The 26,872-nt window shown below is 69.2% G+C and carries 19 protein-coding genes and 3 pseudogenes; 11 read left to right on the plus strand and 11 right to left on the minus strand.

Going from position 1 to position 26,872, the window contains the following annotated elements; all coding sequences use genetic code 11:
- Positions 1 to 3 precede the first annotated feature (3 nt).
- Entirely contained in the window at positions 4 to 1,725 is a 1,722-nt protein-coding gene (gene ctaD, locus IF54_RS0125705) for a cytochrome c oxidase subunit I (RefSeq protein ID WP_420790569.1), read from the minus strand.
- 706 nt (positions 1,726 to 2,431) lie between these two features.
- Here ctaD and IF54_RS0125710 point away from each other — a divergent pair.
- Positions 2,432 to 3,124: a DUF4142 domain-containing protein gene (locus IF54_RS0125710; protein ID WP_037820545.1), complete on the plus strand. Its 693-nt coding sequence runs from the start codon at positions 2,432 to 2,434 to the stop codon at positions 3,122 to 3,124.
- Positions 3,125 to 3,519: 395 nt separating this feature from the next.
- Here IF54_RS0125710 and IF54_RS0125715 read toward each other — a convergent pair whose 3' ends face one another.
- From IF54_RS0125715 to IF54_RS42745, 3 genes and pseudogenes are all read right to left on the minus strand, one after another.
- Positions 3,520 to 4,185, minus strand: a complete 666-nt coding sequence (locus IF54_RS0125715; RefSeq protein WP_030322663.1) for a vitamin K epoxide reductase family protein — start codon at positions 4,183 to 4,185, stop codon at positions 3,520 to 3,522.
- 107 nt (positions 4,186 to 4,292) lie between these two features.
- Positions 4,293 to 4,772: pseudogene (locus IF54_RS0125720) on the minus strand (hypothetical protein); the annotation flags it as partial.
- 607 nt (positions 4,773 to 5,379) lie between these two features.
- Entirely contained in the window at positions 5,380 to 5,667 is a 288-nt protein-coding gene (locus IF54_RS42745; RefSeq protein WP_159002190.1) for a hypothetical protein, read from the minus strand.
- Between the two features lie 121 nt (positions 5,668 to 5,788).
- Between IF54_RS42745 and IF54_RS0125725 the strand changes: the two genes are divergently transcribed.
- A complete protein-coding gene (locus IF54_RS0125725) occupies positions 5,789 to 6,160 on the plus strand; it encodes an AQJ64_40280 family protein (protein WP_030322667.1) in 372 nt (123 codons plus the stop codon).
- Positions 6,161 to 6,763: 603 nt separating this feature from the next.
- On the opposite strand, the gene IF54_RS40570 is transcribed toward IF54_RS0125725, so the two are convergent.
- Positions 6,764 to 7,354, minus strand: coding sequence for a TetR/AcrR family transcriptional regulator (locus IF54_RS40570; protein ID WP_159002192.1), 591 nt, complete (start codon positions 7,352 to 7,354; stop codon positions 6,764 to 6,766).
- A 55-nt stretch (positions 7,355 to 7,409) separates the two neighbouring features.
- On the opposite strand from IF54_RS40570, the gene IF54_RS0125735 reads away from it, so the two are divergent.
- Both IF54_RS0125735 and IF54_RS0125740 read left to right on the plus strand, forming a co-directional pair.
- The gene (locus IF54_RS0125735) at positions 7,410 to 8,261 is read left to right on the plus strand and encodes a patatin-like phospholipase family protein (RefSeq protein ID WP_030322669.1); all 852 of its coding nucleotides are present in this window, start codon (positions 7,410 to 7,412) and stop codon (positions 8,259 to 8,261) included.
- 704 nt (positions 8,262 to 8,965) lie between these two features.
- Positions 8,966 to 9,412 carry a peptidase inhibitor family I36 protein gene (locus tag IF54_RS0125740; protein ID WP_030322670.1) on the plus strand — a complete coding sequence of 149 codons (447 nt, stop codon included), beginning with the start codon at positions 8,966 to 8,968 and terminating at the stop codon, positions 9,410 to 9,412.
- A 252-nt stretch (positions 9,413 to 9,664) separates the two neighbouring features.
- Here the strand turns inward: IF54_RS0125740 and IF54_RS42750 are convergent, their stop codons facing one another.
- Positions 9,665 to 9,877: a hypothetical protein gene (locus IF54_RS42750; RefSeq protein WP_159002194.1), complete on the minus strand. Its 213-nt coding sequence runs from the start codon at positions 9,875 to 9,877 to the stop codon at positions 9,665 to 9,667.
- Here IF54_RS42750 and IF54_RS44205 point away from each other — a divergent pair.
- Positions 9,825 to 10,424 (plus strand): 3-hydroxyacyl-CoA dehydrogenase NAD-binding domain-containing protein, encoded by a 600-nt coding sequence (locus IF54_RS44205; RefSeq protein WP_420790575.1) that lies wholly within the window; start codon positions 9,825 to 9,827, stop codon positions 10,422 to 10,424. The genes IF54_RS42750 and IF54_RS44205 overlap by 53 nt on opposite strands.
- A pseudogene (locus IF54_RS44210) lies at positions 10,391 to 10,768 on the plus strand (zinc-binding dehydrogenase); the annotation flags it as partial. The gene IF54_RS44205 and the pseudogene IF54_RS44210, both read left to right, overlap by 34 nt.
- A gap of 131 nt (positions 10,769 to 10,899) precedes the next feature.
- Here IF54_RS44210 and IF54_RS0125750 read toward each other — a convergent pair.
- Positions 10,900 to 11,424 (minus strand): AAA family ATPase, encoded by a 525-nt coding sequence (locus IF54_RS0125750; protein WP_030322672.1) that lies wholly within the window; start codon positions 11,422 to 11,424, stop codon positions 10,900 to 10,902.
- A gap of 229 nt (positions 11,425 to 11,653) precedes the next feature.
- On the opposite strand from IF54_RS0125750, the gene IF54_RS0125755 reads away from it, so the two are divergent.
- The 4 genes from IF54_RS0125755 to IF54_RS0125770 are packed head-to-tail and all read left to right on the plus strand — an operon-like array spanning position 11,654 to position 17,546.
- Positions 11,654 to 12,940 (plus strand): bifunctional glycosyltransferase family 2/GtrA family protein, encoded by a 1,287-nt coding sequence (locus IF54_RS0125755; protein ID WP_030322674.1) that lies wholly within the window; start codon positions 11,654 to 11,656, stop codon positions 12,938 to 12,940.
- A gap of 17 nt (positions 12,941 to 12,957) precedes the next feature.
- Positions 12,958 to 15,219 (plus strand): ArnT family glycosyltransferase, encoded by a 2,262-nt coding sequence (locus IF54_RS0125760; RefSeq protein WP_030322676.1) that lies wholly within the window; start codon positions 12,958 to 12,960, stop codon positions 15,217 to 15,219.
- Positions 15,220 to 15,270: 51 nt separating this feature from the next.
- Positions 15,271 to 16,014: a response regulator transcription factor gene (locus tag IF54_RS0125765; RefSeq protein WP_030322678.1), complete on the plus strand. Its 744-nt coding sequence runs from the start codon at positions 15,271 to 15,273 to the stop codon at positions 16,012 to 16,014.
- Positions 16,011 to 17,546, plus strand: coding sequence for a sensor histidine kinase (locus tag IF54_RS0125770; protein WP_078852107.1), 1,536 nt, complete (start codon positions 16,011 to 16,013; stop codon positions 17,544 to 17,546). The genes IF54_RS0125765 and IF54_RS0125770 overlap by 4 nt, the downstream gene beginning before the upstream one ends.
- A 707-nt stretch (positions 17,547 to 18,253) precedes the next feature.
- On the opposite strand, the gene IF54_RS0125775 is transcribed toward IF54_RS0125770, so the two are convergent.
- Together IF54_RS0125775 and IF54_RS0125780 are read right to left on the minus strand one after the other, a co-directional pair.
- Positions 18,254 to 20,083, minus strand: coding sequence for an ABC transporter ATP-binding protein (locus tag IF54_RS0125775; RefSeq protein WP_030322680.1), 1,830 nt, complete (start codon positions 20,081 to 20,083; stop codon positions 18,254 to 18,256).
- A gap of 142 nt (positions 20,084 to 20,225) precedes the next feature.
- Positions 20,226 to 20,447: a hypothetical protein gene (locus IF54_RS0125780; protein WP_159002196.1), complete on the minus strand. Its 222-nt coding sequence runs from the start codon at positions 20,445 to 20,447 to the stop codon at positions 20,226 to 20,228.
- A 202-nt stretch (positions 20,448 to 20,649) separates the two neighbouring features.
- Between IF54_RS0125780 and IF54_RS42315 the strand changes: the two genes are divergently transcribed.
- Positions 20,650 to 20,811: a hypothetical protein gene (locus tag IF54_RS42315; protein WP_107047888.1), complete on the plus strand. Its 162-nt coding sequence runs from the start codon at positions 20,650 to 20,652 to the stop codon at positions 20,809 to 20,811.
- Positions 20,812 to 21,258: 447 nt separating this feature from the next.
- Here IF54_RS42315 and IF54_RS43535 read toward each other — a convergent pair.
- Both IF54_RS43535 and IF54_RS0125795 read right to left on the minus strand, forming a co-directional pair.
- A pseudogene (locus IF54_RS43535) lies at positions 21,259 to 21,461 on the minus strand (hypothetical protein); the annotation flags it as partial.
- Between the two features lie 56 nt (positions 21,462 to 21,517).
- Complete coding sequence (locus IF54_RS0125795; RefSeq protein ID WP_030322685.1) at positions 21,518 to 26,806, minus strand: neuraminidase-like domain-containing protein; 5,289 nt, start codon at positions 26,804 to 26,806, stop codon at positions 21,518 to 21,520.
- Between the last annotated feature and the right edge of the window lie 66 nt (positions 26,807 to 26,872).

The following is a 26,872-nucleotide window of genomic DNA, read 5'->3' on the forward strand; positions in this document are numbered from 1 at the left end:
GGCTCAGTTCCCCGCTTCGAGTGCGGCGATCTCGGGGTGGTGCAGGTCGAAGGCCGGGGACTCGGAACGGATGCGCGGCAGGGAGGTGAAGTTGTGGCGCGGTGGCGGGCACGCGGTGGCCCACTCCAGCGATCGTCCGTAGCCCCACGGGTCGTCGACCTCGACCGGCTTGCCGTACTTCGCGGTCTTCCAGACGTTGTAGGCGAACGGCAGGATCGACAGGCCGAGCAGGAACGAGCCGATGGTGGACAGGGTGTTGAGCGCCGTGAAGCCGTCGGCGGCCAGGTAGTCGGCGTATCGGCGGGGCATGCCCTCGACACCCAGCCAGTGCTGGACGAGGAAGGTGGTGTGAAAGCCCACCGTGAGCGTCCAGAAGGTCATCTTGCCGAGCCGCTCGTCGAGCATCTTGCCGGTCATCTTCGGCCACCAGAAGTGGAATCCGGCGAACATCGCGTACACGACCGTACCGAAGACCGTGTAGTGGAAGTGGGCGACGACGAAGTACGAGTCGGACAGGTGGAAGTCCAGAGGCGGCGAGGCAAGGATCACGCCGGTCAGGCCGCCGAAGACGAAGGTGATGAGGAAGCCGGTGGCCCACAGCATCGGCGTCTCGAAGGACAAGGAGCCCTTCCACATGGTGCCGATCCAGTTGAAGAACTTCACGCCGGTCGGGACCGCGATGAGGAAGGTCATGAAGGCGAAGAAGGGCAGCAGCACACCACCGGTGACGTACATGTGGTGGGCCCACACCGTCACTGACAGGCCCGCGATCGCGATGGTCGCGCCGATCAGGCCCATGTAGCCGAACATCGGCTTACGGGAGAAGACCGGTACCACCTCGGAGACGATGCCGAAGAACGGCAGCGCGAGGACGTACACCTCCGGATGGCCGAAGAACCAGAACAGGTGCTGCCACAACAGCGCACCGCCGTTGGCCGCGTCGAAGACATGGCTGCCGAACTTGCGGTCGCACTCCAGGGCGAACAACGCGGCCGCCAGTACCGGGAAGATGATGAGGACCAGTACGCCGGTCAGCAGCACGTTCCAGGTGAAGATCGGCATGCGGAACATGGTCATGCCCGGCGCGCGCATACAGATGATCGTGGTGATGAAGTTGACCGCGCCGAGGATCGAGCCGAAGCCGGACAGGGCGACGCCCATGATCCACAGGTCGGCGCCGAGCCCGGGCGAGTGGACGGCGTCGGAGAGCGGGGCGTACAGGAACCAGCCGAAGTCGGCGGCTCCGCCGGGGGTGAGGAAGCCGAAGGCGGCGATCGAGGACCCGAACAGGAAGAGCCAGTAGGCCAGCATGTTCAGCCGAGGGAAGGCCACATCGGGCGCGCCGATCTGTAGCGGCATGATCCAGTTGGCGAAGCCGGTGAACAAGGGCATCGCGAACATCAGCAGCATGATCGAACCGTGCATGGTGAACGCCTGGTTGAACTGCTCGGTGGACATGATCTGCAGTCCGGGACGGGCGAGTTCGGCTCGCATCATCAATGCCAGCACACCGCCGACGAGGAAGAAGACGAACGCGGTGACGAGATACATCGTGCCGATCTTCTTGTGGTCGGTGGTCGTCAGCCACTCCGTCCACGCGGGCCGGGGTGTCAGGCGTCGCGCAGGTGCGGATGCCTTGTCCACCGCGGGGGCGGCGGCACCTGACCGCGCGGCCCCAACTTGTTGAATGTCGTCCACCGGACGGTGTCCTCCCCATGTGCTCATGCTGTGGACGAGCCGGGAAGGACCAAGTGTGCGGGCGTATGGTCCTGGCCCTTCCCGGCCGTCGCCCCATGATCGACCGTGCGGTACCCGGCCCGGATAGGGCCCAACAGCCCCAGTGCGGCCCGGCGATAGGGTCGAACGGCCCTTCTTCGCAGCGGTGTGTGGACGGGCGCGCTTCGCACCGGGCCGCGGAGGTACGGTGCTGAGCGCCTATCGGTCCGGGACTGGAGAACGAGGCCGGCATGTGACCAGGCCGGCCCGGGCATCCGAGCCCGCAGCTCACGGCACGCCCCCCGGCCACGACGACGTCCGGTTCGGCATCCAAGCCGTCACTCACTCCCCGGTGTACGACCTCGTGGTCGTCCAGGACGAAAGGCCGCAGGGGCGAGGGGGAGGGGAGGGGGAGGGGGAGACGATGGGGCCGGTGCGTGTACGCGCATTCACGGACGTCGGCCCAGCCACAGCCGCGAGATGCCTGGCCGTTCATGGTGGGCTGGACCGGGGCCCCTCGGGGCCCCTCGGGGCCCCTCGGTGGCGCTCGTTGGCCCTTTGGCAGAGAGCCGAACGCTGACGGGCTTTACGAATCCATTGCGATCCCAAGAGGTTCTGCGGAACCTCCCATCCGTATTCCTGCCCGTGCGGGTTCCGTAAACCGGAATCAGGAGACACCGTGTTGGTTTCACGGAAAGCGGCGGGAACTCTCTTCATGGGTGGAGCAGTGGTGACCACCCTGGCCTCTCTCCTCTACCCCGCCATGCTCGGGGTGCAGAAGGTCAACACCGCGCAAGACCGGGTCATCGCCACCCCGGCATCCGGAGCGCTGACGGAAGCCGACCGGGACTTCGTGGTCAAGATGCGTGCGGCCGGGTTGTGGGAGTACGCCGTCGGGCAGATGGCGCTGGAGAAGAGCAGGACGACGGCGGCCAGGACCGCTGGGGAGCACCTGATCGACGGAGTCGCCTCAATGGACGCCGCCTGCCGCAATACGGCAGGTCTGTTGGGCATCACGCTGCCCAACCAGTCGTCACCGCAGGAGCAGAGCTTCGTGTTCCGGTTGAAAGCGGAGAGCGGCAAGCAGTTCGACACCGACATGGTCACTGTCGTGCGCGCGGCGAGCGGCCGGATCCTCTCCACGATCGCGAGCGTCCGCACCACCACGAAGAACTCTCTGATCCGAGCCCTCGCTACTCAGGCCAACGACACCGTACTGGAGCACATCACGGTCATGGAGAAGACCGGCTTCGTCGACTTCGACCAGGTCGTCGTGCAGGAGACCTCCCAGCCCGATCTCCCGGCCCAGGACCTGACCCCGCCGCCTCCGGCCGCGGGCCAGCCGCAGGTCGTCCTGTCTCCGCCGACGAACAGCGCGGTCTCGCCAAGTCGGTCGGCGAGGCGGTGAGCGCGCTGACCGCGCCGCTTCTGCCGGTCTGACAGCCGTGTCCAGCCACGGTCGTACGGCGTCGCCCATGGACACCCAGCTCGAGCGGAACTGCCCGGGCGTACGCACAACCGTATGGGAGAGCAGCGTCACAGTTCGCCGGCCGTCCGTCCGCTGCTCGTAGTTGTTCACCAGTGGCCGGTGGCGGGGGAGCTGGCGCCCCCGCCACACCATGATCAGAGGTCCCGTGGGACCCGCCCATGGCCGATGGGGGGGGAACTGTACTGATGAAGTGGTATCCGATCGGCCTCGCCACCCGGCCGGCGAAGGTGTCGGGTGGCCTGCGTCCACGATCGGCGTGTTAATGCCCCTGTCCGCACTGCTCGTTGCTTACGGCGGGCTGAAAGGGGACGGGGTCAGAGCAGTGTCTGCCAGTAGTCCCACCAGCGGGTGGCGATCAGCATCACGATGGCCAGGTACCAGGTGACGGGCACCGCCCAGTGGAACTCCAGCATGCCCGCAACCACTCCTCGCGGTGCGCGAATGATCCCGTGCCGGACGTTGTGCACGGTGGTGTACCAGAACGCGGCGATGGTGGCCCCCCAGGCCAGGCAGCACCACAGACACAACGCCCCGATCTGGTAGAGCGCCTGAGTCATGAGCCACATGCAGAAGCCCGCACCGAGCACCGTGCCTGCGTTCAGCCCGAGCCAGAACCAGCGGCGGAAGCGGGCACCGGCGAGCAGCGCGAAACCGACCGCGATGACCACCGGATAGGCGAGCAGGCCGAGCAGCGGGTTGGGGAAGCCGAACACGGAGGCCTGGGCGCTCTTCATGACGTTGGTGCAGGACAGGATCGGGCTGAGATTGCACGAGGGTGCGAACTGCGGGTCCTGGAGCAGTCGGAACTTGTCGATGGTGATCACGAAAGACGCGAGGGCGCCGAGCCCGCCGGAGACGATCAGCAACCAGGCGAAGGCGCGGGAGGCGCCGGTGGCAGTCGTTGGCGTGATCTCACGTTCTCGTCTGTCTCGACGGCTCCTGATGGGCAGGTGCCGCACGCGACCAGCGGTGCCGGTCATCGGCATGTTCCTGACTCGTCGGTGTTGGAGGTGGGCCATGGACCAGCGGTGGGTGAGGGGTTGCCGCCGGCGCGCGGACCACGACTGTGATCCGGCTCCGGGCCGACGGCCATGCCCTCGCGCACGGCGTCCCGCGGCCATACGACCTCGACCAGAACCCCGTGTGCACGGGCGTAGGCCACCAGATGCGCGGTGGCATCCCGTCCGTCGGACGGCGAGCCGTCCCAGACGGCCAGGAGCTGCCGACACCCCGTGATCATCTGCTCGTCCGCGCCGACGCACGCGTCGCGGTCAGCCGGGTCGTAAGCCAGCAGGCGCGCCTGTTGGGCGAGCATCAGCAGTTCCCCGGTCGGCATCCGGTCGCGCTGCGGCAGCAACGCGGGCACCAGGCCCTGGGTGGGCGTCACCACGACCAGCTGCCGCCCCGTCGCCCGTGCCGCCCGCCCGAACGCCAGTGGCACACCGGCACCCGCCCGCACCACTGCCGGCTTCTGTGCGAACTGCTGCTCCAGCCGTGTCCGCAGCTCGACCTCCACCAGCGCCAACGTGTCCGCAGTCAGGTCTGCGTGGCCTACCGCCGTGATCATCGTCCCGCTCACCTCCTCGCTCTACGGAACTCCCGCTCGCACGTCACCTCTTGCTCTGCGGTCACGTCGCCCCCAATGGACGTGACGTGACCGCCAGTTCGGGACCGGGACGGGGTCCAAGCGGCACCGGCACGGCCGCGGGACCAGTGAAGACAGTGCGCCCGACCGGCAACAAGGGCCGAACGGCCCTGGTGAGGAGTGTTCGATGCACATGTCACGGAAGCGGTCGGGTCTGTGGCCGCCCGATTACTGGGCCTGTGCGGTGGACGGGAGTGGCCGCACCCCGAAAGGCCAGTGAGAGTCGCGCGAGCATGCGGTGCGGACGCAGGTGACCTCCGAACCGGCTTCCTGCCGACGGTGTCGTCGGCCAGCTTCGAGAGCCGTGGATCAAGAGCTGACCGTCGACCTCGGAGTGCATCCCAGAGCACTGGACGGGTGGATCCGTCAGACTGCGACCGAGGCTGTCGCCGACGAACGTGATGACCGACGCACAGCCGACGAACCCGCGGCCCCCGCGGCGCTGCGCAAGCAACTTCCAGCAGGGGGAGCCCGTATCCACACAGTGCATCGAGATCCCCGGTGATCGCCTGCACCCTGCACGAAATGGTCAGCTGTGCCCACCGAGCTGATGACACCCACGAACACGCTTGCTTCTGTGAACTTGCGCTGGTGGGGTGAGCGAGTCAGGACGCCCATGTCCGCGGATGCGTTCGTGGTAGCCGCGAAAGTGGAAGAAGCGGAGACCGTCGATCACTGTTCCAGACACGATCTCCGGCAGGGTCCATGGGTGAGGGGTGTAGTCGTCGATCGCCACGCCCCCATGCTCAAGCAGCAGCGCGACCATCCGGTGAACCTCTGCGGTGCCGTCGATCCGTCCGGAGATGTCGATCTGCACAGCCCAAGCGGGGGTGGGTTGGAGTGATCTCAGGGGCGTGCTGGGGGACATCCCCGATGCGGCGAGCCACGAGATCGGGTGGACTGGAACTTGCCCACGCCTCTCGACCAGAAAGCAAAGCATGAATACGACAGTCGAATGGATCCGAGCCGACGAGCGACTCCCCTACGACGGTGCCGGCATCCTCGCAGCCGTGACCGGTCGCTATCCGGGCGAGCAGGAGGATGATCCCGACTCGCTCTCCGGTCAGGAGTTCTGGCTGGTACTCCCCATGTACTTCCGTCGCATCCATCCGGTGGAGGAAACCGGAGAGATCATCGAGAACTGCTTTTACGACTCCGACGGCGTGGTCCGCTTCCCGATCGGTGGGCCGACCTGCGAGGAAATGGTCACGCACTGGGCCGAGATGCCGAGCCTTCCCGGCATGGACGTACAGCGCATCTACGGCAAGGACGTGGGCCGCGCGCTTCGCGCCCTGCCCTACCAGCCCTGACCATGAGTGCGTGACTTCGTCATGGTGGTTCGCTAGTCCGGTGCCGGTGAGGCAGCCGTCGAAGACGTCGTATCGGTACTGGAGTTGGTGAAGGCCGCGCCGAATGGCGGTGATCAGGTCGTCGGGGCCGGCGAAGGGCCGGCTCGCCTGGCTGGTGCGCCGCAGCACGGACCACAGGGTTTCCACCGGGTTGAGGCGGGGTGCGCAGGGCGGCACAGTCGTGCGGGGCCTCTGCTGCTCGAGTGCTCTCATTGTCGTCAACAGCCCCTGTTTCGGGCGCAATTGGCAGTGGAGGAAGGCGTGTGGGGGGTGGGACGTGGGGAGGGGGTCCGTTGCCGGACGTGGCAAGTCGCTGGTCGTGCCCCAACTGGGGCGCGGAGTCTCCGCCGTCATCGAGGCGGACCAGGCTGGTCACGACGTATCCGGACCTGGGCGCGGGCGGAGGCGAGTCACCTCTGTTCCTGGACCTTGCCCGGGTGCTCAGCCCTGAACGCCGCTGAGCAGCGCACACCTCGAAGAGTTATTGGCTGCACCTGGAGTCGCCGCGGTTTCACCCCGTGGGTGAATGCGCCGACGTCAGTAAACGGCACACCTGGCTGACCATCAGAGTCCCGTAGCCGCGCTGCTTTGTTCCAGGCCAGGCTGTGGGGGGACTCCCATGACTTTCAGGACTCGCCGGTGAAGGGCGGTCGCGTCGGCTGTCTGCTCGTCGACGGCTGTGCGCCACAGGAGGTACAACAGGCCGCTTTCGGCGCGCAGGCGCACGTCGGGCGCGGCGCCGGTCACTCTTTCCAGCCGGGCAGTGAGACCGTCGAGCATGGGGGTGAACTTGGCCTCGATGGCCACGCGTGCCAGTTCCGAGTCCGGATCCGCAAGGCAGGCGGCGATCAGCCTGCCCAGGCCATGGGGCACGGCCTCGCCGATGCGTTCAAGGGCGGTGACCAGGTCCGCAAAGGGATCACCGGTGTCATCCGCCTCGTGCTGGGTCACGTCGGCCCGGAGGGCCGCAATGACCAGCTCCTTCTTGCCTGCCCAGCGCCGGTAGAGCGCACCGAGGCCGATGCCGGCCGACTCGGCGACGTCCTTCATCCGCAGTCCGTCGTAGCCGCGCTCTTGCAGGAGGGCAAGGGTGTGTTCGAGGGCGACACGGTCGATGTCGGCTTGGCGGGGGCGGCCACGGTGCACAGGCTGCATCCGCTTACGGTAACGTAGATTATCGGAAATAGTGATTACCGGAAAGGCGGTTCCTGTGACTCCCCCGAACCCGACCCGCGCACTCGTCCTCGGTGGTGGCGGCGTCACCGGCATAGGCTGGGAAGTCGGCCTGCTCGCGGGTCTGCTTGATGAGGGCATCGACCTTCGCACCGCGGACACGGTGATCGGAACCTCCGCCGGCGCCTTCGTCGGAACGAACTTCACCTCCGGCACCGACTGGGAAGCACTCTTCGCCGACCAGGCGCGCGCCGCCGACCACGAACCGGTGGTGCGCATCGACCCGGCCGTCTATGAGGGCTGGGCAGAAGCCTTCCGCTCAGGCGCGGGCGCACCTGAGGCGGTGGGCGCCGGCTTCGGCCGGGTGGCCCGGAAATTCGGGTCGAACGTCTCCCCCCGGATGCGCCAGGCTGTGGTCCGCGCGCGCCTGCGGACTGAGGAGTGGCCGGCCACCATGCGGGTCGCCGTCACTGACGCGGACACCGGTCGTCTTGAACTTCTCGGGCCCGAAGCGGGGATCGCGATCGAAACCGCCACGGCAGCCAGCGGTGCCGTTCCCGGTATATGGCCCAGCGTGCACTTCAGTGGGCGCGAATGGATTGACGCCGGCATGGTCTCCGCCGCGAACGCCACCCTTGCGGCCGGCCACGACCGCATAGTCGTCCTGGCCCCCATGCCCGAAGGACACGCAGGCATCCCCAGCGCCCAGGACGACGTCGCCCGCCTGAGCCAGAGTGCGCAGACCGTGCTTGCCACGCCCGATGCCACCAGCCGCGCCGCCATCGGGCCAAACCCCTACGACCCGGCCCAGGCCAAACCGGCCGCCGACGCCGGCCGGCAACAAGGCCGCGCCCTCGCCCCCACCGTCGGAGCCGTCTGGGCACACTGACGTCGACGCATGAGGGGTCAGTGGCCTAGTGGGCAGAGGATTTCCGAGAATCTCACGGCCATGACAGGCGAGTTCCAGCAACGGCATGGCTTTCCCTCTGGGGCCAACCAGGTCCGGCCGGCCGACCACGACGATCGTGTAGCGGCTCGCACGCTCGCCCAAATCACCTCTACACGAGCTGACCTGGTCATCTTCAACGGGATCACCCTGTAGGGGAGACGCCCGCAGCGCCGAGCAGCGCGTGGCCGGGCTTCGCGGCGCTGCGAGCGCGAGCCCGGCTGTGGCGTTCTGCCGCAGCGGCCCGCTACTGCTTCACGTAAACCACCGACTGGGTTCAACCGAGCTGGATGGAGCCACCGCGTGCTCGCGGGCACCATCGATCTCGCCCCCTGCCAAGTCCTCGGCGTGGCTGGGATCCAGGGGATCACTCCAAACGCACTCAGCCCCAGCGGCCCTCGCGGGTCCGGAGAGGGTGCAGACTCACCGCGATCTTCCACAGCGCGCGCGGCGCGGTCGCCACTCGGACCTGGTGAGGTCCTCGGACATGAAATGGAAGCGGAGCATCCCCATCCCCGTGAACCCCCGTTGGTGACCTGCGACATGTCAGTGCACTCGCATGAGGGTGACAGTGACATGCCCCGGTCGGAAGCATGGATTCTCGCCAGCCACAGACGTGTTGGCGCTGCCGCGAGAAAGGGCACGCAATGTCCTCGTACGAGCAGGGGCACGACCGGAAGTCCAGCCGCACACCACGCCGAAGCCGGCCCCTCGCCGCTGCGGCGCTCGCCATTGCCACGACCGCCCTGGGGCTGATCGCACCAAGTGCCGCGAGTGCCTCGACGCAAGCGGCGTGGGACTGTCCGAGCGGTGATCTGTGCATCTGGACCGGCACCGCCGGTACGGGCAATCGGTGCACATGGTCGAACGCCGATGTGGACTGGTACAGAGCCCCCGTCGTGTGCTCGTGGGCCGACGACCAGGTCGTCGGGTCGGCCAAGAACAACGGGACGTCGTCCTCGTACGACTGGGTCGTTCTCTACGACGGTGCGAACTACGGCGGTACCAGGTGCTACTTCATCGCGCAGCATGGCGATACGGCGTCGAACATCAACGCCAAGTTCCGCTCGCACCGCTGGTCGTCCATCTGCTGACCGGCGGATCATGGATCGGCGGACCTCGGACATGCCCCGCACTTTGCTGATATGGGTCCTCACTGTGTGCTCGCTGACGAACGAGGTCCTCGCCACTGCGGCGTTGGACAGGCCACGGGCCGCCGCACGATGAGCAGCGGTGCACCCAACCCGTACTCGGTGGTGCACTCAGACGAGTGCCTGGCCCCAGGGCCGGAGCGTCGGAAGGGCGACTGGCTCCCCGATTCGCAGATTGCGCACCCACGTCCATAACTACGCCGGCGATCTGGTGACACGACTCCACCGATCGCGCAGGTGGCCGCTCAGTCCGGTCGGCAAGTGACCGTCCTGGACGTGGACGCCGACCGAGTCGCGCGAGGCCGCCACCGAGAACCAGGCGATCAAGCGCTCGATCCTCGCCGAGGTGGCCCAAGTGGTCGGCGAGGCCGCGGTCATCGTCACCAACACCTCGGCGCTCTCGGTCACGGACCTGGCTACCGCGGTCACCAACCCGAGCCGGTCCGCCGGTCTGCACTTCTTCAACCTGGCGCAGTTGATGCGCGTGGTCGAGACCGTCGCCGCTCTGCGGACCGACGAGGCAGTGGTCGACAGACGCTGTCGCCGCCGAGACCTTGCGAGCATGCGGGCGATGCTCGGCCTACCGACGCGGACGGCCGAATGCCTGCCTCGACGGCGAGTTCGTGGGATTCCACAGCAACGGCGGGCTGGCCGACCACGCGGCCGTTCCGGAGATGCACGCGCGATCGCTCGAGCCTCTCCGCGGCCGCCTGGACGAACAGTCGATCTACGAGATGGGCGCGCTCTGCGAGCCTGCGGCTGTCGCCCACCTCGCCCTGTTCAAGGCCGATCGTCATCTCGCACCGGGGGCCGACGTGGCCGTCTTCGGCTGCGGGCCGCTCGGTCTGGCGGCTGTCGCGCTGGCCCGTGGGCAGGAGCGAACCTTGTCGTGGCGACTGAACCCACTGCGGACCGGGGGCAATCGCCAGGAGAGTGGGAGCCGACCGGGTCCTGAGGGGAGAGTCCGGCCGCGAACTGGCCGACGGGCTGCGCGACGTCACCTGCGGCCGCGGCTTCGATGTGGTCGTCGACGCCACCGGCGCGGGAGCGGACGTTCTGCCCGAGGCCGAGCGCGTTGTCGCGGTCGGCGGGCATGTGGTCCATCTGGGGGTCGGCGGCCCTGCCGCGCCGATTCATCCGATCGTGACGATGGTGAACGGCGCCACACACAGTTTCAGCATGGGGCATCTGGGTGGCTTCGACCCCGTCAGCGCTCTCCGGGCGGCGGGCCGAATCGACCTGACTCCTATTGTCACCGCGCGCTATCCGATCACGAGCGGGCTCGAGGCACTGGCCCACGCGGCCAAGCGACAGAGCGCGAAGACGCTGGTCACTGCGGGTGCCGACCAGTGCCTGTCCGGCGGATCTTTCCAGGGCCGGCGCTCCTGGCACGGCTGCGTTTCTGGGCCGCACCAAGGCTGGCCTGACAGTCACGCGAGCGATGGCCACCGATCGGCGGCCCACTCCAGCCATCCTGACCACCCAGGAGGCGGACCTCCAGCCTCATGCCCATCGAGTTCCGTGGCGTCGGGCTCCTCGAACAGCGTCCTCCAGTGGACGAGGTCCGCCTCGCTCATCGCGAAGGTCTGATCAGGGGTGGTCGACCGGCGATGGGCGATCCGGGCACGTTGGGTCTCATGGTCCACCGGTACGTACACAAGGTGACAGGACGCGCCTACTGACATCACCAACCAGCGGATCGCGGACCTCTCGTCACGAGACCAGCATCCGAAGTCCAGGACCACGTTCGTCCCCAGCTTCAGCGCCTCCAGGCCGAGCCAGAGCAGCCGTCCTTCCAGCACATCGCGCTTCCCTTCCGGCTGCGGGTCGCCGAACAGCGGGATCATCCACTCATCCGGCGTCAGCCGCAGCGCACCGTGCTCCTCGGCCAGCTGCCGCGCTGTCGTGGTCTTTCCGGCCCCTGGCAGGCCAACCGTCAGGAACAACGTCGTCACGCCCAGATCTTGTCATGACGGCCAAGTGATCACGGCTTGAGCCAAAGACGGATCGAAGCCACGGTGACGGCGCCGTGGAAGGGGGAGCGCTTTCGGCCATAGATCTGACTCCCCGTCAGTTCCCAGCATTCTTTCCCCGCCTCCACAGGCAGGGCGGCAACAGTGAGGCCGCGGCCCGGACCAGGGCCTCAGAGCCGCAGTCTGCCGTCCCCTCACGCCTGAGGAAGCCATGACTCCCACCCCCCACCTCGAGACCACCGCCCGACCGGAGCGCTTGGCCCCGTTCCAGCAGGTCGAGCGGTCTCTTCATCCACAGGCCGGTACCGCGACGGTCGACATCGTCGTGCCGGTCCACAACGAGGAACGCGCCCTGCCCGGCTGCCTGCGCACCCTCCACGCCCGACTGGCGGCGGACTTCCCCTTTCCCTGGCGGATCACGGTCGCCGACAACGCCAGCACCGACGACACCCTCGCCACCGCCCGTCGCCTCGCCGACGAACTGCCGGGCGTCGGCGTCGTCCACCTCGACCGCAAGGGCCGCGGGCTCGCCCTGCGCACCGTCTGGGGCGCCAGCGACGCGGACATCGTCGCGTACATGGACGTGGACCTGTCCACCGGCCTCGACGGGCTGCTCCCGCTGGTCGCGCCCCTGGCCAGCGGTCACTCGGACCTCGCCATCGGTTCCCGGCTGGCACCCGGGTCGCGCACGGTGCGCGGTCCGCGCCGCGAGTTCATCTCCCGCTGCTACAACGGCATCATCCGGCTCACGCACGGCGTCCGGTTCACCGACGCCCAGTGCGGGTTCAAGGCGGCCCGCACCGAGGTGCTGCGGCCGTTGCTGCAAGTGACCCGCGACGACGCGTGGTTCTTCGACACCGAGCTGCTGCTGCTCGCCGAGCACAACGGACTGCGGGTCCACGAGGTCCCCGTCGACTGGGTCGAGGACGTCGACACCCGGGTGGACGTGGTGAACACCGCCACCGACGACCTGCGGGGCCTGTGGCGGATGGCGCGGCTGAAGGCATCCGGCGGCGCCCGGGTCGACGTACCGTCTCGCCCCGCACCGGCCGCCGAGCACCCCGACGCGGTCCTCGCACCCGCTGCCCGACGGGGCGCGTTGTCCTGGGAGGTCGGCTGCTTCCTGGCGATCGGCGTCGTCTCCACGCTCGGGCAGGCGCTGCTGTACTGGCTGCTGCGCGGTTGGTGGAACCCGGCTGCCGCCAACCTGGTCTCGCTGTTCGTCCTCACCGTCCTCAACACGGAGGCGAACCGACGCCTCACCTTCCGGTACTCCACTGCCCCGCCCGCACGGGCGCACCTGGGCGCCGGGGGCCTGTTCGTCCTGGGCTACCTGGTCACCTCCGGCGCGGTGCTGTGGTTCAAGTCGATCGACCCCGGGGCCTCGACAGCCGCGGAGACCGCGATCCTCGCCACGGCATCCATCGCGGTCACCTGCGTGCGCTTCGCCGTGCTGCGGCTGGCCGTCTTCACCAGCGCCCCCCGCCGTACCCGTTGACGAGAGCGACTTCCGACATGAGCAATCCCACGCACCTCAAGCCCGTACCGGCCGCCTCGACACCCGACGATTCGCCTGCGTTCGTCCGCTCGCTGCCCGCCTGGGCGGCACCGGCCGCACTCGGAGCGATCCTCCTGCTCGCGGCCGTCCTGTACGGCTGGGCACTGGGTTCCCTGGAATGGGCCAACAGCTACTACTCCGCGGCCGTGAAGTCGATGGGGAAGAGCTGGACCAACTTCCTCTTCGGCTCGTACGACCCGGCCGGGGTGGTCACGGTCGACAAGCCGCCGGCCGCGCTGTGGCCGCAGGTGATCAGCAGCAAGATCTTCGGGCTGCACGGCTGGGCGCTGGTGCTGCCGCAGATGATCGAGGGCGTGGCCGCGGTCCTCGTCCTGCACCGCACCGTGCGGCGCTGGGCGGGGGAGGGGGCGGCGCTGGTCGCCGCACTGGTGCTCACGCTCACACCCATCACCGTGGCCATCAACCGGGACAACAACCCCGACACGCTGCTCGTCCTGCTGCTGGTGTCCGCGGCGTACACGCTCACCCGCGCGTTGCAGGCCGTGGGCAGGACCGCGACCTGGTGGCTGTGTGCGAGCGGCTTCCTGATCGGGTGCGGATTCCTCACCAAAATGCTCGCCGCCTGGATGGTCATTCCCGCGTTCACTCTCGCCTGGCTCGTGGGAGGAAGCGGCCCCTGGATACCGCGAGTGCGGCGTCTGCTGGGCGCGGGGGCCATCCTGGCGGCGTCCTCCTTGTGGTGGGTCGCCATGGTCGCCCTGTGGCCCGGCGACCGCCCCTACATCGGTGGCAGCAAGGACGGCTCGGCCTGGGATCTCGTGGTCGGCTACAACGGGTTGGGCAGGGTCTTCGGCTCGAGCGACGGGATGTCCCAGAGCATGGGCGGGTTCGGCGGCGGCTTCGGCGGCGCGTCCGGACTGGGCCGGTTGTTCAACGCGCAGGTGGGCGGCCAGATCAGCTGGCTGCTGCCGGTCAGCGCACTGGCCCTGGCCGTCGCCCTGGTCGGCGTGGTGCTGCGCCGACGCGGCATGCTGTCCGCCGACGCCCTGCTGCCGGCCTCCGGCTGGCTGCTGTGGGGGACCTGGCTGGTGGTCTGCGCGGCCGTGTACTCGACACAGAAAGGCATCTTCCACCCCTACTACACCACTCAGCTCGCCCCGTCGATCGCCGCCCTGTGCGGCGGACTGACCGCCACCCTGGCCCGTGTCCACCGTGCAGGCGTGCGCTGGGCGCCCCTGGTGGGCGTGGCCGCGGTCGTCGTCAGCGCGGTCTGGGCCGTGGCGCTGGTCCGCCGTGACTCCGACTGGAACGGCTGGCTGGTGTGGCCGGTCCTGCTGCTCGGCTGCGCCGCGGTCGTCCTGCTGCTCCTCGCGCGGCGGCGTGGCCGGCTGCTGACGGTCGCCGTGGGTGCCACCGTCGCGTCGGTCCTGGTGGCCCCGGGAGCGTGGGCGGTCAGCGTACCGGGCTCCGCATCCGCGATGGGCGGCTCCAACCCGACGGCCGGTCCGACGACGTTCGGCTTCGGCGGGGGCGGCCGCATGCCACGGCAGAGCGGGACCGACGGCGACCTTCCGTCGTCGGGGATGCCGTCCGGCTTCCCTGGGGGTGACGCGCCTTCAGGACAGTCCGGTCAGCCCTCCTCCGGCAATGCTCCTTCGGGACTGCCGTCAGGCATGCCGACCGATATGCCGTCCGGTATGCCCACAGGGGGAGTGAACGGCATGCCCGGCATGTCGGGAGGCTCGACCTCGGGAGGCAGCGGCATGCCGTCGTTCCCCGGCGGCGGCTCCGGAAAGGCCCCGAGCGGACGCGGCGGCTTCGGCGGCGGCGGCGAACTCACCGGCCAGCAGCGCAAGATCCTCGACTACGCCGTGGAGCACGCACCCCGCGCCCGCATCAAGCTCGCCGTCGAAGGCGGTGCCATGGCCGCCAGCTCCTTCATCCTGGGCTCCGACGAGACCGTCATCGGCATGGGCGGTTTCACCAGCAGCGACAACGCGCCGTCGGTGGACCAGTTGAAGGAGTGGACGAAGAGCGGGGAACTACGCTACGTCCTGGGTTCCGACACGAACAGCGGCGGCAGGCCGGGCATGAACGGGGCCGCCAACTACAGCAAGCAGCGTTCCGACTGGATCGCCGACAACTGCACCAAGGTTCCGGCATCGGCGTACGGTGGCACGTCGTCGGAGAAGAGCAGCGGTAGTGCGATGGGCTTCGGAGGAGGAGCCGACGTGCTCTACGACTGCGCCGCCAAGTAGGCGACGCCGGAGCAACGGGGACCACCCGGGAGAACGGACCAGCATCACGTCATGACCGAGCAGTCCGCAACGACTCGTCCGCGACATAGGCTTCTCGTGGTCGAGGACGAGCCCAGCATCCGCACGCTGCTGGAGGCGACGCTCCGCCTGACCGGATACGAGGTGAGCAGCACCGACACCGGACAGTCCGCCCTCGTCGAGGTCGAACGCCTGCGACCGCACCTGGTGCTGCTCGACGTGATGCTGCCCGACCTGGACGGCTTCGAGGTGACCCGCAGGCTGCGGGCGGCGGGGGACGAGTGTCCGATCCTGTTCCTGACCGCCCGCACCGGCACCGGCGACCGTATCCAGGGCCTGAGAGTCGGCGGGGACGACTACGTCTCCAAACCGTTCAGCATCGACGAGGTGTTGCTGCGTATCGAGGCCATCCTGCGCCGCACGGCACCGCTGGACGTCGCACTCCCACCACCGAGCGTCCTGCGCTACGCCGACCTCGAACTCGACTTGGGCGCCCACGAAGTGCACCGCGCGGGACAGTACATCGCCCTGTCCCCGACCGAGTTCAAGCTCCTGGCCTACCTCCTGTCCAACGCCGGCCAGGTGGTGAGCAAGGTCCAGATTCTCGACCACGTCTGGAGCTACGACTTCGCCGGTGACGCCAGGATCATCGAGACGTACGTCCGCTACCTGCGCAGGAAGATCGACTGCTTCGAGCCGCCGCTCATCCAGACCGTGCGCGGTGTCGGCTACTGCCTGCGGCTGCCCCGCGACCACGAGGGGACGCCGGAGCAGTGATCCGCCGCCTGCCCCGGCCGCCCGGCTCACTGCGACGACGACTGATCCTCGGCGTCACCGTCCTCGCCACAGCGGCGGTACTGACCTCCCAGGCCATCGGCTACGTGGTGCTCCGCTCCTGGCTGCTCGATCGCGTCGACCAGCAGCTGGTGGAGTTCCACCCCCCGACCCCGGCCTTCTACGACGCCGTCCGTGGCGCTTTCCCCGTGCCCGCCGAGCGCCTGGACGTACTGCCGTCGGATTTCCACGTCTACTTCTACGACTCCTCCGGGCATCGCCTGAACAGCTCCCTCGGCACGCAGGCAAAGCCGGGGCCCCGGCTGGCCGACCAGGCGCAGGACCTCGGCCTGAGGGACGGGCACCCGGAAACCGTGTCCGCCACCAGCGGCGACGGCCGCTGGCGGGTGTTGGTCAATCCCGGCCCGGACGGCATGAGCGCGGTGGTCGCCCTGCCGCTCGACACCGTCGACGGCGCCACCTCGAAGTTGCTGTGGCTGAATGCCGTGCTGCTCGCCGTCACGATCGCCGGCCTGCTCGCCCTGGGCCGGTGGGTGGTCAGGCTGGGACTGCTGCCACTGACCAGGACGGAACGTACTGCCCAGGACATCACCGCGGGCCGGCTCGACCTGCGACTGCCGGACACCGACCCGGGCACCGAGATCGGACGACTGGGCCGGGTGTTGAACTCCATGCTCGACCGGTTGCAGTCCGCCCTGTTGGCCCGAGAGGCCTCGGAGGCAAGGTTGCGCCGGTTCGTCGCGGACGCCGGGCACGAACTGCGCACGCCGCTCACGGCCATCCAGGGATACGCCGAGCTCGCGCTGCGTCCGGAGCGGCGCCCGGAGCGTGAGCTGCGGGAGTCCAACCGGATCATCGCGCAGAACGCGGAGCGCATGAGCCTGCTCGTCGACGACCTCCAACTGCTTGCCACCCTGGACCGCGAACCCTCCTACAGCAAAGAACCGGTCGACCTGCTCTCGCTCGCGGCGGACGCGGTGAGCGCGGCCGCCGTCCACAGCCACTGCCACCCCGTCGACCTCGGCCCGCTGCCCACTCCGGCAGACCCGGGCGGCACCGAGGAACTCGACGTGGCAGAGACTGTCGGCGACCCGCGCCGACTGGGGCAGATCCTGGAGAACCTGCTGTCCAACGCCCGCACCCACACCCCGCCCGGCACCCGTGTCCACGTACGGGTGGGCACGACAGCGACCGGACCCCGAACAGGCGGCACCGACCGGCCGGGGCGCACCTCGGCCTCGCCGCCGCTTCCGGAGCGCCTCCCGGTCAGCGTGATCGAGGTGGCGGACGAGGGACCGGGCCTCGACCCCGTCGACGCCGAGCACGTCTTCGAGCGCTTCTACCGGGCCGACCCCGGCCGCTCCCGCAGCCACGGCGGGAGCGGCCTCGGCCTCGCCATCGCCGCGACCATCGCCCAGGGCCACGGCGGCCGTCTCGAACTCGACACCGTCCCGGGCGAGGGCTGCACCTTCCGCCTGGTGCTCCCCGCGGCCGACTTCGGGCAGGGCCGTTGACGAGTCGGTGTCTTCGGGGGCCGGGGGGATGCGCGGTGCTCGCGCCGGTACAGGCCGCCGATGTACCGCTGTCCAGCGGACGTCGGTTGGGCTCCTGCCGCCGGGACCGGTGCGGGCTCGAGCGCAGCTTCCGCGACCTCTCCCAGGCCTGGAATCACGTCAACATGGTCGTCGGGTGTGGTGGCGCGGGGTGGGAGCGGTTGCTGTCTATTGGTCTACTCGGCTGTTGGCGTCCTCGGCCGCGTCGGCGTCCTGGGCGACGATCGCGGCCACCACGCAATTCCGCCGCCTGCTCATCCGACCGCTGCACCGCGGCCAGGCGGTGCGGCAGGAATCTCCAGCATCCGGCGCACACGCGTCACCTCCTGGATCGACACACTGCCCAGCCTGAGGATCGTCTGGAGCGCACCGGACAGCTGGCTCTGTATGGACTCGTGGTCCACTGTCAACCGGCAGTCGAGATACCCGCCAATTCCCCGTCCGCGCGCGGCGGGGGCTGTCCCGAGTTGCTGCGTGCGAACTTCCTCGAACCCGGGGTCCGGCAGGTGCTCCGGCGGCGCCCCTCCTGCTTACACGCACGCCACCACTCGGTCCGCAGGTTGATGACGACGCGGCGTACCTACGCGTACCAGCAGTGGGCGTCGAGACCCGCCAACTCGCCTGCGTGCGCAGCAGCCGGCCTGTGGGGTCCCAGCAGGCCGCCCGCTTCACCCGCTGGGGCTTTCGGCAGGAGTCAGCAGCTGGGTCGCCGCGAGTTGTGCGTACAGCTCGTCCTCGGCTACCAGTTCCTCGTGGGCGCCGACCGCCCGGACCCTGCCCCCGTCCATGACGACGATGCGGTCGGCGTCCATGACGGTCGACAGGCGATGGGCCACCACCATCACGGTGGTCTCGCGTGCGGTCTCGGCGATGACGTCCCGCAGTGCCAGCTCGTTGACGGCGTCGAGCTGCGAGGTCGCCTCGTCCAGGAGCAGTAGCCGTGGCCTGCGCAACAGCGCGCGGGCGATCGCGATGCGCTGGCGCTCGCCTCCGGACAGTTTCGTGCCGCGGTGCCCGACCGGGGTGTCCAGGCGATGCGGCAGGCGCTCGACGAGGGCGGCAAGCCTGGTCCGGGTCAGGACTTCGCGTATCTCGTCGTCGGTCGCGCCCGGCGCAGCGAAGACCAGGTTCTCCCGCAGCGTGCCGGCCAGCACAGGCGCGTCCTGCTCGACGTACCCGATGACGGACCGCAGCTCGGAAAGTGGCCACTTCGTCACATCCTTGCCGTCGACCAGGACACGGCCGCCGGTCGCGTCGTAGAACCGCTCGACGAGCGCGAAGACCGTCGACTTGCCCGCACCCGACGGGCCGACGAACGCCGTCATCCCGCCGCCCGGAACGTCGAAGTCCAGCCGCTGGTGGATGTACGGCAACCCGGGACCGTACCGGAAGCACACCTCCTCGAAGCGAACCGATGCCGGACGCGGCCGCACCGCCTTGACCGCTGAGGGCCGCACCGCCTTGACCGCTGCGGGCCGCCCCGGCCGGTGCCGGTCCTGCTGCTCCGTCGCCAAGCGGTCCACCTGGGCGATCCGGGCGATCGCGGCCGCCCCCTCCTGGTAGTGGGACGCCGCTTCGACCAGCTTGTACACCGGCTCCATCAGGTAGAAGAGGTACAGCAGGAACGCGATGAGCGTGGACACGGGCGTGTCCCCGGACGCCACGCGAGCCCCGCCGACGGCGAGTACCGCCAGGAACGCCAGTTCGACGGCGAGGTTGTCCGCCGACCCCAGCACGGCCTCCCACCTCGCGCTGCGCACGCCGTGGCGCCACGCCCTGCGTGCCGCTCCCTCGACGCGAGCGGCCTCCCGCTCCTCGGCGCCGGACGCCTTCACCGTGCGGAACGCGCCGAAGACCCGCTCCAGGCCCGTGGACATCTCCCCGACAGCCGCCTGCGCACGCTCGGCGGCCTGCCCGATCTTCGGCATCACCAGCGCGGCAGCCGCACCGACGACCGCGACGACGCCGAGCGTGACGCCCAGCAGGACGGCATCAAGGAATGCCATCACCACGATCGCCGCGACCAGTGTCACCCCTCCCGTCGCCGCGGAGACCACCGCCTGGGTGCTGACCGCCCGCAGCAGCGTGGTGTCCGAGGTCACCCGGGACATCAGATCGCCGGGCTGCATCCGGTCGACCTCCGTGAGGCGCAGCCGCAGCAGCCGTTCGATGAGGCTGCGGCGGGCCGCGAGCACCACCGATTCCGCCGTCCGTTCGAGCACGTAGGCACCGAACGCCTCGGCCACCATGCTCAGCAGGACCAGAACGGTCATGGCCAGCAGGATGGCGCCGATCGTGCCACCGGACGAGAGCCGGTCGACGAGCGCCTTCGTGGCCAGGGGCTGGAGCAGTCCGCCGGTGGCGCCTGCCAGCGCCAACAGCAGACCGAGCGCGACGGCCCGCCGGTGCGGACGGACGTATCCGTACAGCGCCTTGATCGTCTCGCGGGCGCGCAAGGACTCGGCACCCGTCGCCGCCGGGGCGGATGCGGTGTTCACAGGATTCCTTTCCAATGTGGTGGGCCGCGCACCGCGTCGACGGTTGCCGTCACCCTCGTAACGAGCGTGTGCACAACGGCAAGACGGAGATCAGGGCGTACGACGGCCAGGTGCGTGCCCCGAGAGAGTTGCGATCGGCGGCTCAGTGGACCAGTGCGGCCGCCTGCGTGGCGAGGATGTGCACCCCTGCCGCGTAGAACTCGGGACGGAGGACGAACAGGGCACCGGCGCCCGCCGCCAACGCCAGGCCGATAAATTCCCGCACTTCGCTCCTACGAGGCGGGACGTCACGGTCCGGCACGTCGGCGTCGGCCGACGCCCCCGGAGCGGTCCCGGGCTCCTTTTCACGCACGTGTTGGGTCATGTCCCCAGCCTGGACACCCGGGCGCTGTCGGCACATCCGACGACCGTCGGGGCCACCCCCGCCGAGTGGCTGGAGACGACAGCCCTGAGGTGGTGCCGTCGGGGCAAGGGCCAACTCGGTTCTCCAGGTCGTCGCGGCTGATGTGCCGCAACCCGAACCGGCCGATGTGGGGCCGCCGGCGTGAGTCCGGTACCGCACCCTCCTGCCCGGGGACCTGATCACGACCGGAACGCCGAACGGAACCGGTCCCGGCCATGAACGCGAGGTGCCCCCGCGACCGACCATCCAGGTGATCAGCGAAATCAGGGGCGTCGGCGAACTCCGTCTCTCTGTGATCCGGTCGGGCTCGGACACGGCCCTGTGAACCACTGCCCAACGCGGGCAACAGCGCATCGCGGCCAGTGATCTGCTCACGTCGCCCGTACGGCCACAACGGCTCGCTCGTGTGCCCTGCGGTTTCTTCGCCGAGCAGCCCGCGACGGAGTTGACCCAGTCGGCGGTGGTGGACGACGTCGGGTGTCGAAATCGGTCGTAACAACCCGATGTCGGACACCCTCCCTACGTCTGAGAACACCGCAACTGGACCTACTTGTCTAGCCCTTGACCAACAGGGTCAGCAGGGCTGTCCCCGCACCGAGCCCGACCGACCCGAGTGCCCAGTGTGTGCCGGTGCGCTGCCAGGGGCGCCCAGCGGCCAGCAGCAGCCCGCCCCACACCCAGGCCCTACTCTGCCTCGCCCGCCGCAGGGCCGACGTGCTGTTCGCGATGCTCCGCGATGGAACCTTCTATGAACCTCAGCCATCGGCCGCAGTCACCTGACCTGCGGGACTGCGAGGGGACGACTCGGTCGGCCTCGACGTCGAAGCCGATCACCGGATGGCCATCGTCGCCCTCCGGCTCCATCAGCGCGGGCTTGCCCAGCCGCCGGCCGATCTCCCGGAGGAAGTCGCAGAACACATCCAGTCGCTCCTGGCCCTGCAACTCCCGCAGGTCGACGTCGACTTCATCGGCTGCCGGTTCTGCCCGCCCTGCGAGGCGGGAGTCCTTCGGGGGCTCCCGCCGGGTAGGGGTCATGGAGTCCAGGCTGGGGCCTGGCCGGTCCAGCTGATGACGAGGACGATGTCGTCGAGGGCGCCGGAGGTGAACAGCGGGGCGGCCTCACTGCCGAAGGTGAGCTGCCAGGGTCCGGTGGGGGCGGGGCCGCACAGCGGGATCCAGGCGGTGGCGTTGCCTCGTCTCGTGCTGGCGATTCCGTTCGTGGTGGTGGCGGTGCCTGTGCTCGGGCCGTGGGTGAGGGTGACGGCCGTGTCGGGCACCGGTGTCCTGCTGGAGAGGCGGACGGCCACGGCGGCGGTGGACAGGGAGTCGATCTCCAGTGGGAAGTCGACGTCCCGCAAGGGGATGGTCACCGAACGGGCCGTGGGGTCGGCGGGGTTGTTCAGGTCGTACCACTGGTCGGGGAAGTCACGGGCCAGGCTGAACACGCAGTCGGCGCCGCGGCTGCGGTCGGCGTTGAGCCGGGTGAGCTGTTGCCTGCGGTAGGTGTCGTCGTATGCCGCGGTGTAGTCGATGGTCAGCAGCAGGTCGGCGATGTTCGAGAAGTCGAAGGGGTTGGCGGCGGGCGGGAGTTGGAACTCCCAGGTGGTGTCCACGCCGCTGGACTCGAACGGCAGCAGCAGGTCCGACTGGACATCGAGCTCGAACACCCCGCCCGCGTTGACCGGCGAGGTCAGGGCGATCACCCCTGGGTCGGAGCGCACGGTGACGTCCTGGAAGGTGCCGTCCGCTCCGGTGGTCACCCGGGAGATGCCGTTGGAGTACAAGGTGGCGCGGATGCCCCGGTCGGGTGGCACGAGCGCGACGAGACTGGTGCGTACCTGGCGGATCAACCGCAGGTAGTGGCCGGGGAAGTCGGCGTCGAACAGGGCCATCGGCGTGGCGAAGGCCAGCGTTCCGGTTCGCCGGAACTCCAGGAACTCCACCGGCATCAGCCGGGCCAGCGAGAACGTCTGGGACAGGTTCAGACGCCGTCGCGCCGAGTTGAAGGAGTAGTCGTCGAGCTGGGCCAGGTCGGTGGTGAGTTGTTCCGCGCCGGTCAGCCCCTGGCGATCGGGCTGTACGGTGTTGGCCGTCAGCTCCGCCGGCGACTGCCAGTAGTCGTTGCGGATCAAGGTCTGTGCCGGTTCTGCCCGTTCGAAGGCCAGTTGGGCCTGGGCGAGCCGGGCGGTGGCGGTCGCGTGCTGGAGGAAGTACCGGTATGCGCCGCCCAGGGTGTTGCTCATCCACAGGTACAGGTCGGCGTTGGTGAACTGTTGGCTCAGGAACTTCAGTGTGGCCGTGGCCTGGTCGTGCTGAAGCGAGGCGACGGCTTGCTCTTGGACGGCGATGGTGACCTGGTCGCGGGCCGTGGTGACCTGGGTGGCGGCGATGAGTGCGTCCTGCTGCGCGGAGACTTGCTGTAGCCGCCACTCGTCCTTGCGCTGCTCGATGCCGGCTCGCAGCTGGTTGGCCTGCATCTGTGCTTCGAGCGCGTTTTGCTGGAGCTCGAAGGCGCCCTTGGCGAGGGTTGCCACTTCGATGCCGACGGCGAGGGCCGCTTTGGCGCCTCCGCTGTCGAACAGTCCGAAGAGGCTCGATGCGGTGGAGGCGGCCTGGGCCACTCCGATCGCCGTGTTCGCCTCCGATATGTGGTCTTTGATGTCGCGCATGTCGCCGTAGTCGTCCAGCAGGTTCTGCTCGTAGCGGCTCGGCGGCGCGTCGATGGCGGCCGCGTAGGAGGTGATCATCGTGTCCGCCTTGGTCTTCTGCGCGGTGGCGGCGGTGACCGCGTCATGGGCCTCCTGCACCCGGCTCGAGGCCACGCCGAGCTGCGCGGCCGACAGGTCGATGCCCTTGACCGCGTCGTACAGGCGCAGGCTGCGGTCGTCGTATTTCTCCAGTGCGGCGAGGAAGCCGGCCTCCATCTGGGCGGCCTGGGCGGCGAGTTGCCGGGCCCGCTCCAGCAGCGTCTTGAACCGGTAGGGGGTGGGCTGCACGACCGTCGCCGCCGTGACGCCCTGGGCGCGGGGCAGTCCCGCGATGTTCCGGCCCTGCCGGATCTTGGCAAGCTGCACCTGCGCCCGGTTGCGCAGCACGTCCAGGTCGGGGATGGGCAGGGCCGGTTCGCCGGCGGTCAGCGGCGTCTGGGGTTGCAGGGCGGGCGTTTGCAGGAGGCGGCGCGCGGTGACGTACAGGGTGCGCGCCTGCGCCACCGACTCGTCGGTCTCCCGGGTGAACTGGGCGTCGGCGTAGTCGAGATGACACCTGATGACGGACAGCAGCGTGTAACGGGTGTAGGGAGCCGGGCGGTTGGCGACGAGTGCGAAGGGATTGAGCGCTGTCGTCCAGCCGGGCGGGAAACTGAGGTCGGGCTGGAAGACCTTCTCGGTGTTGATCCGGCTGTAGAGGGACACCGGTTTGCCGGTGTCGTGGACGTCGTAGGAGTAGACCAGCCGATACCAGTCCAGAGCGGCCTGGTAGTCGCCGGACGCTTGCAGCCGCTGGGCCAGAAACAGGGGCACGGTCCAGAAGATCTCCGTGTTGGCCGGTTCCGGCACGGTGGGCAGGCTGTTGAGGTTCGTGTCGAAGTAGCCGAAGGTCTTCCCCATGGCCTTGAGATAGGTGCTCGCCGCCTGTGCGGCGACGGTGCCGGTGAAGACGCCCGCGCCGCGGACGGTCTCGAAGAGGTCGTGCAGCGGACCGGTGGCCGGGACGAGCAGGGCCGGGTCCAGGTGGCGCTCGGGGAACAGGAACGCCTGGGTGGCGGCCTGCCAGCTCTCCTTTTGGCCCATCCATGTCCAGGCGGCGCTGAACGCGGGACCGTTGAGGATCCAAGGCGCCGCGGGGTGGTTGGCCGGCAGCTCACCGGAGCGCTTGGCCGACAGCAGCGACTGAACGCTCTCGATGGCCTGCCGGATGCGGGTGGTGCGCAGCGCGCCGCCGGCCAGCACGTCGAGGAAGAACCGGGCCGACATCTCCTCGCCGATATTGCCCGTGGTGGAGGGTGCGAGGTCGGCCAGAAGGGCGTCGCGCAGGAGGGGCAGGGCGGCCTGCTCGGCCGCCGCGACGGCTTGTGCGTTGGCTTCGATCAGGTCCTCACGCTGGGTGATCCGGTTGCGCAAGGTGGCCTTCCAGTCGGTGCGGGCCTGGGTGTCGACGCGGTAGGCGTTCAGCGTCGGCCCGGCTGTGGTGCCCGGCAGGAAGAAGTCCGGGGAGAGCACGAAGGTGGACTCCTGCGCCCGCCAGCTGGGGTAGAGGGACTCCTTGTGCGCACGGACGAGCACGGCCATGGCGTCGTTCCACTCGTCGGTCGTGACGGTCCCGGTGGCCGCGAGTCTGCACAGCTTCCGCAGCAGGAGGAAACCGCCGCGGGTGAGGCCCAGCGCGGCGAGGTCGGCGCCGATGTCGCCGCCCTGCGCGTTCCTGGTCTCCAGGGCGGCCAGGTCGACGCCGGGCAGGGCGAGTTTCTGCATGGCGGTGAGCCCGTCGGCCGGGGTGGCGGCCTTGGTCCGTGCGTCGTTGAGCGCGGCCAGGTAGAGGGTGAGCACCAGGGCCCGCGAGCCGAGCAGCGTGCGAATGCGGTCGCCGTTCGGGCCGGGCACGACGTCGGCGGTGGTGATCACGTCGGGGTCGGCGAGGACCCGGTAGGCGGGCGGCACCGTCGGGTGCTGGTCCTGGTCGGCCCACATCAGGGCGAGGGCGGTCTGCCGCCATGTCAGCAGCCAGGGCGTGGAGGGCACCCGCAGCGGGTCGCCGGCCGCGGTGGACAGCAGTCCGAAGACGGTCTCCAGTACCGACTCGGCCGGACCGGCGGAGTCCAGCAGCAACAGGTCGAGTTCGTCGGGCGAGGTTGCCGACAGCCGGATGCCCAGCCGGGCGGCGAGGGCATGCCGGACGGCGGGGTCGGCACCGCGGGCCAGCCGCAGTTCGGTGTACGAGGTCCCGGCCGCGGCGAGCAGCGCCGTGTAGGCGGCGATGCGGTACGCCCGGTCCCCGGCCGCCCCGGGAGTCGTGGAGGTGCCGGTGGCGGCGATGTAGGCCCGCAGCACCTCGATGGGCACCCGCAACTGGTTGATCTCGCGGTTTCCCTGGTCGACGGCCGCCGAGAGCGGCTGGCTCAGCCGGTCCACGGGCTGCCCGAGGGCGCCGACGAGGGTGTGGGTGTCCAAAGGCGTGGGCGGGGACCCGGGCAACGTCACCTGCTCCTGGGTGAACGACAGCAGCGCGGCGAGGTACTCACGGTCGTTGAGCCGTTCGTCCAGCGTCTTCGGGGTGTACGAGCTGATCACCGTCACCGGGACGGTCTGCGGGGCCGCCATCGTGTTGCCCGCGAAGTCGGTCGCCCACACGTAGATGGTGTGCGCGCCGAACCCGGCCGGCGTCAGCGGCACGGTGGCGGTCCAGTCACGGAAGTCACCGGGCGCCACCGGGATCGCCGGGGTCCTGGTGCCGGTGGGCGTCAGCGCCCAGGCCACCGAGGCGCTGCCTCCGAGCATGCCGCTTTGGAGGTCAGCCGCGGTGCCGTGCATGAGGACGGTCGCCGCCCCGGTGTCGTCGCTGGCGCCGATGTTGCCGTTCTGGGGCGGGTAGTCGACGTGCACCTGCGGGGGCGAGATGTCCTTGCAGGTCACCGAGGTGGTCTTTTGCGAGCCGACCCCGTCGGGGTCAGCGACCGTCACCGCGATGGTGCGGGTGCCCAGCGGCATCGAGGCGAGGTGGACCGTCGTCTGGAACTGGGTACTGCCTCTGAGGATCTGACCGGTCGCCACCTTGTCGTCCCAAGCGACGCTGACCGTGAGCGGGAAGTACTGGTCGCTCGTGGTGGTCACCTGGACGACGATGTCCTTGCCCGCCTCGTCGAGGCTGACCGTGGTGCCCGCCGCGGGTGCCGCGATGGTGAACGCGGGCGGTCCGGGCGCGTAGACGCGCACGCTCATCGGGTCCGACGAGATGACCCTCCCGTCGGTGGTCACCGCGGACGCCACGAGCGTGTGCGTCCCGGGGGCCGGGAAGGTCACGGCCTCGGTGCCGCCACCGCCCCGGTGGTCGGCGAGGACCTGGACACCGTCGATGCTGATCCTGGTCTCCGTGTAGGTGACCATCGGCTCGTCGTTCCAGCTCAGGTCCGCAGATATCCACACCCAGTGGGTACCCCGGCCGGCGTTGACAGTGACCGCGGTCGCGACTCCGGCCACGACACGGGCGGTCACCGGTGCGATGGTCACGGAGGGAAAGACTTCCGGGGGCGCCTTGGGGATCGTCTGGGAGATCAGGGTCGGTTCCATCGCGCCGTTCGGGGCTGCGGATTCGTTGACGGTCACGAGACTTCCAATCCGGTCATAGGCTTTTTCTTCGCTGCTGGCGGTCGCGCTGAACGGGCGAGAACG

Source organism: Streptomyces sp. NRRL B-3229, from assembly GCF_000719505.1.
Taxonomy (GTDB): Bacteria; Actinomycetota; Actinomycetes; order Streptomycetales; family Streptomycetaceae; genus Streptomyces; species Streptomyces griseorubiginosus.

Coding starts and splice junctions, on each gene's coding strand:
- IF54_RS0125740 (WP_030322670.1), top strand. CDS start 8,966: ATGTCCTCGTACGAGCAGGGGCACGACCGGAAGTCCAGCCGCACACCA.
- IF54_RS40570 (WP_159002192.1), bottom strand. CDS start 7,354: ATGCAGCCTGTGCACCGTGGCCGCCCCCGCCAAGCCGACATCGACCGT.
- ctaD (WP_420790569.1), bottom strand. CDS start 1,725: ATGAGCACATGGGGAGGACACCGTCCGGTGGACGACATTCAACAAGTT.
- IF54_RS0125760 (WP_030322676.1), top strand. CDS start 12,958: ATGAGCAATCCCACGCACCTCAAGCCCGTACCGGCCGCCTCGACACCC.
- IF54_RS0125780 (WP_159002196.1), bottom strand. CDS start 20,447: ATGACCCAACACGTGCGTGAAAAGGAGCCCGGGACCGCTCCGGGGGCG.
- IF54_RS0125725 (WP_030322667.1), top strand. CDS start 5,789: ATGAATACGACAGTCGAATGGATCCGAGCCGACGAGCGACTCCCCTAC.
- IF54_RS0125715 (WP_030322663.1), bottom strand. CDS start 4,185: ATGACCGGCACCGCTGGTCGCGTGCGGCACCTGCCCATCAGGAGCCGT.
- IF54_RS0125755 (WP_030322674.1), top strand. CDS start 11,654: ATGACTCCCACCCCCCACCTCGAGACCACCGCCCGACCGGAGCGCTTG.
- IF54_RS0125765 (WP_030322678.1), top strand. CDS start 15,271: ATGACCGAGCAGTCCGCAACGACTCGTCCGCGACATAGGCTTCTCGTG.
- IF54_RS0125710 (WP_037820545.1), top strand. CDS start 2,432: ATGGGTGGAGCAGTGGTGACCACCCTGGCCTCTCTCCTCTACCCCGCC.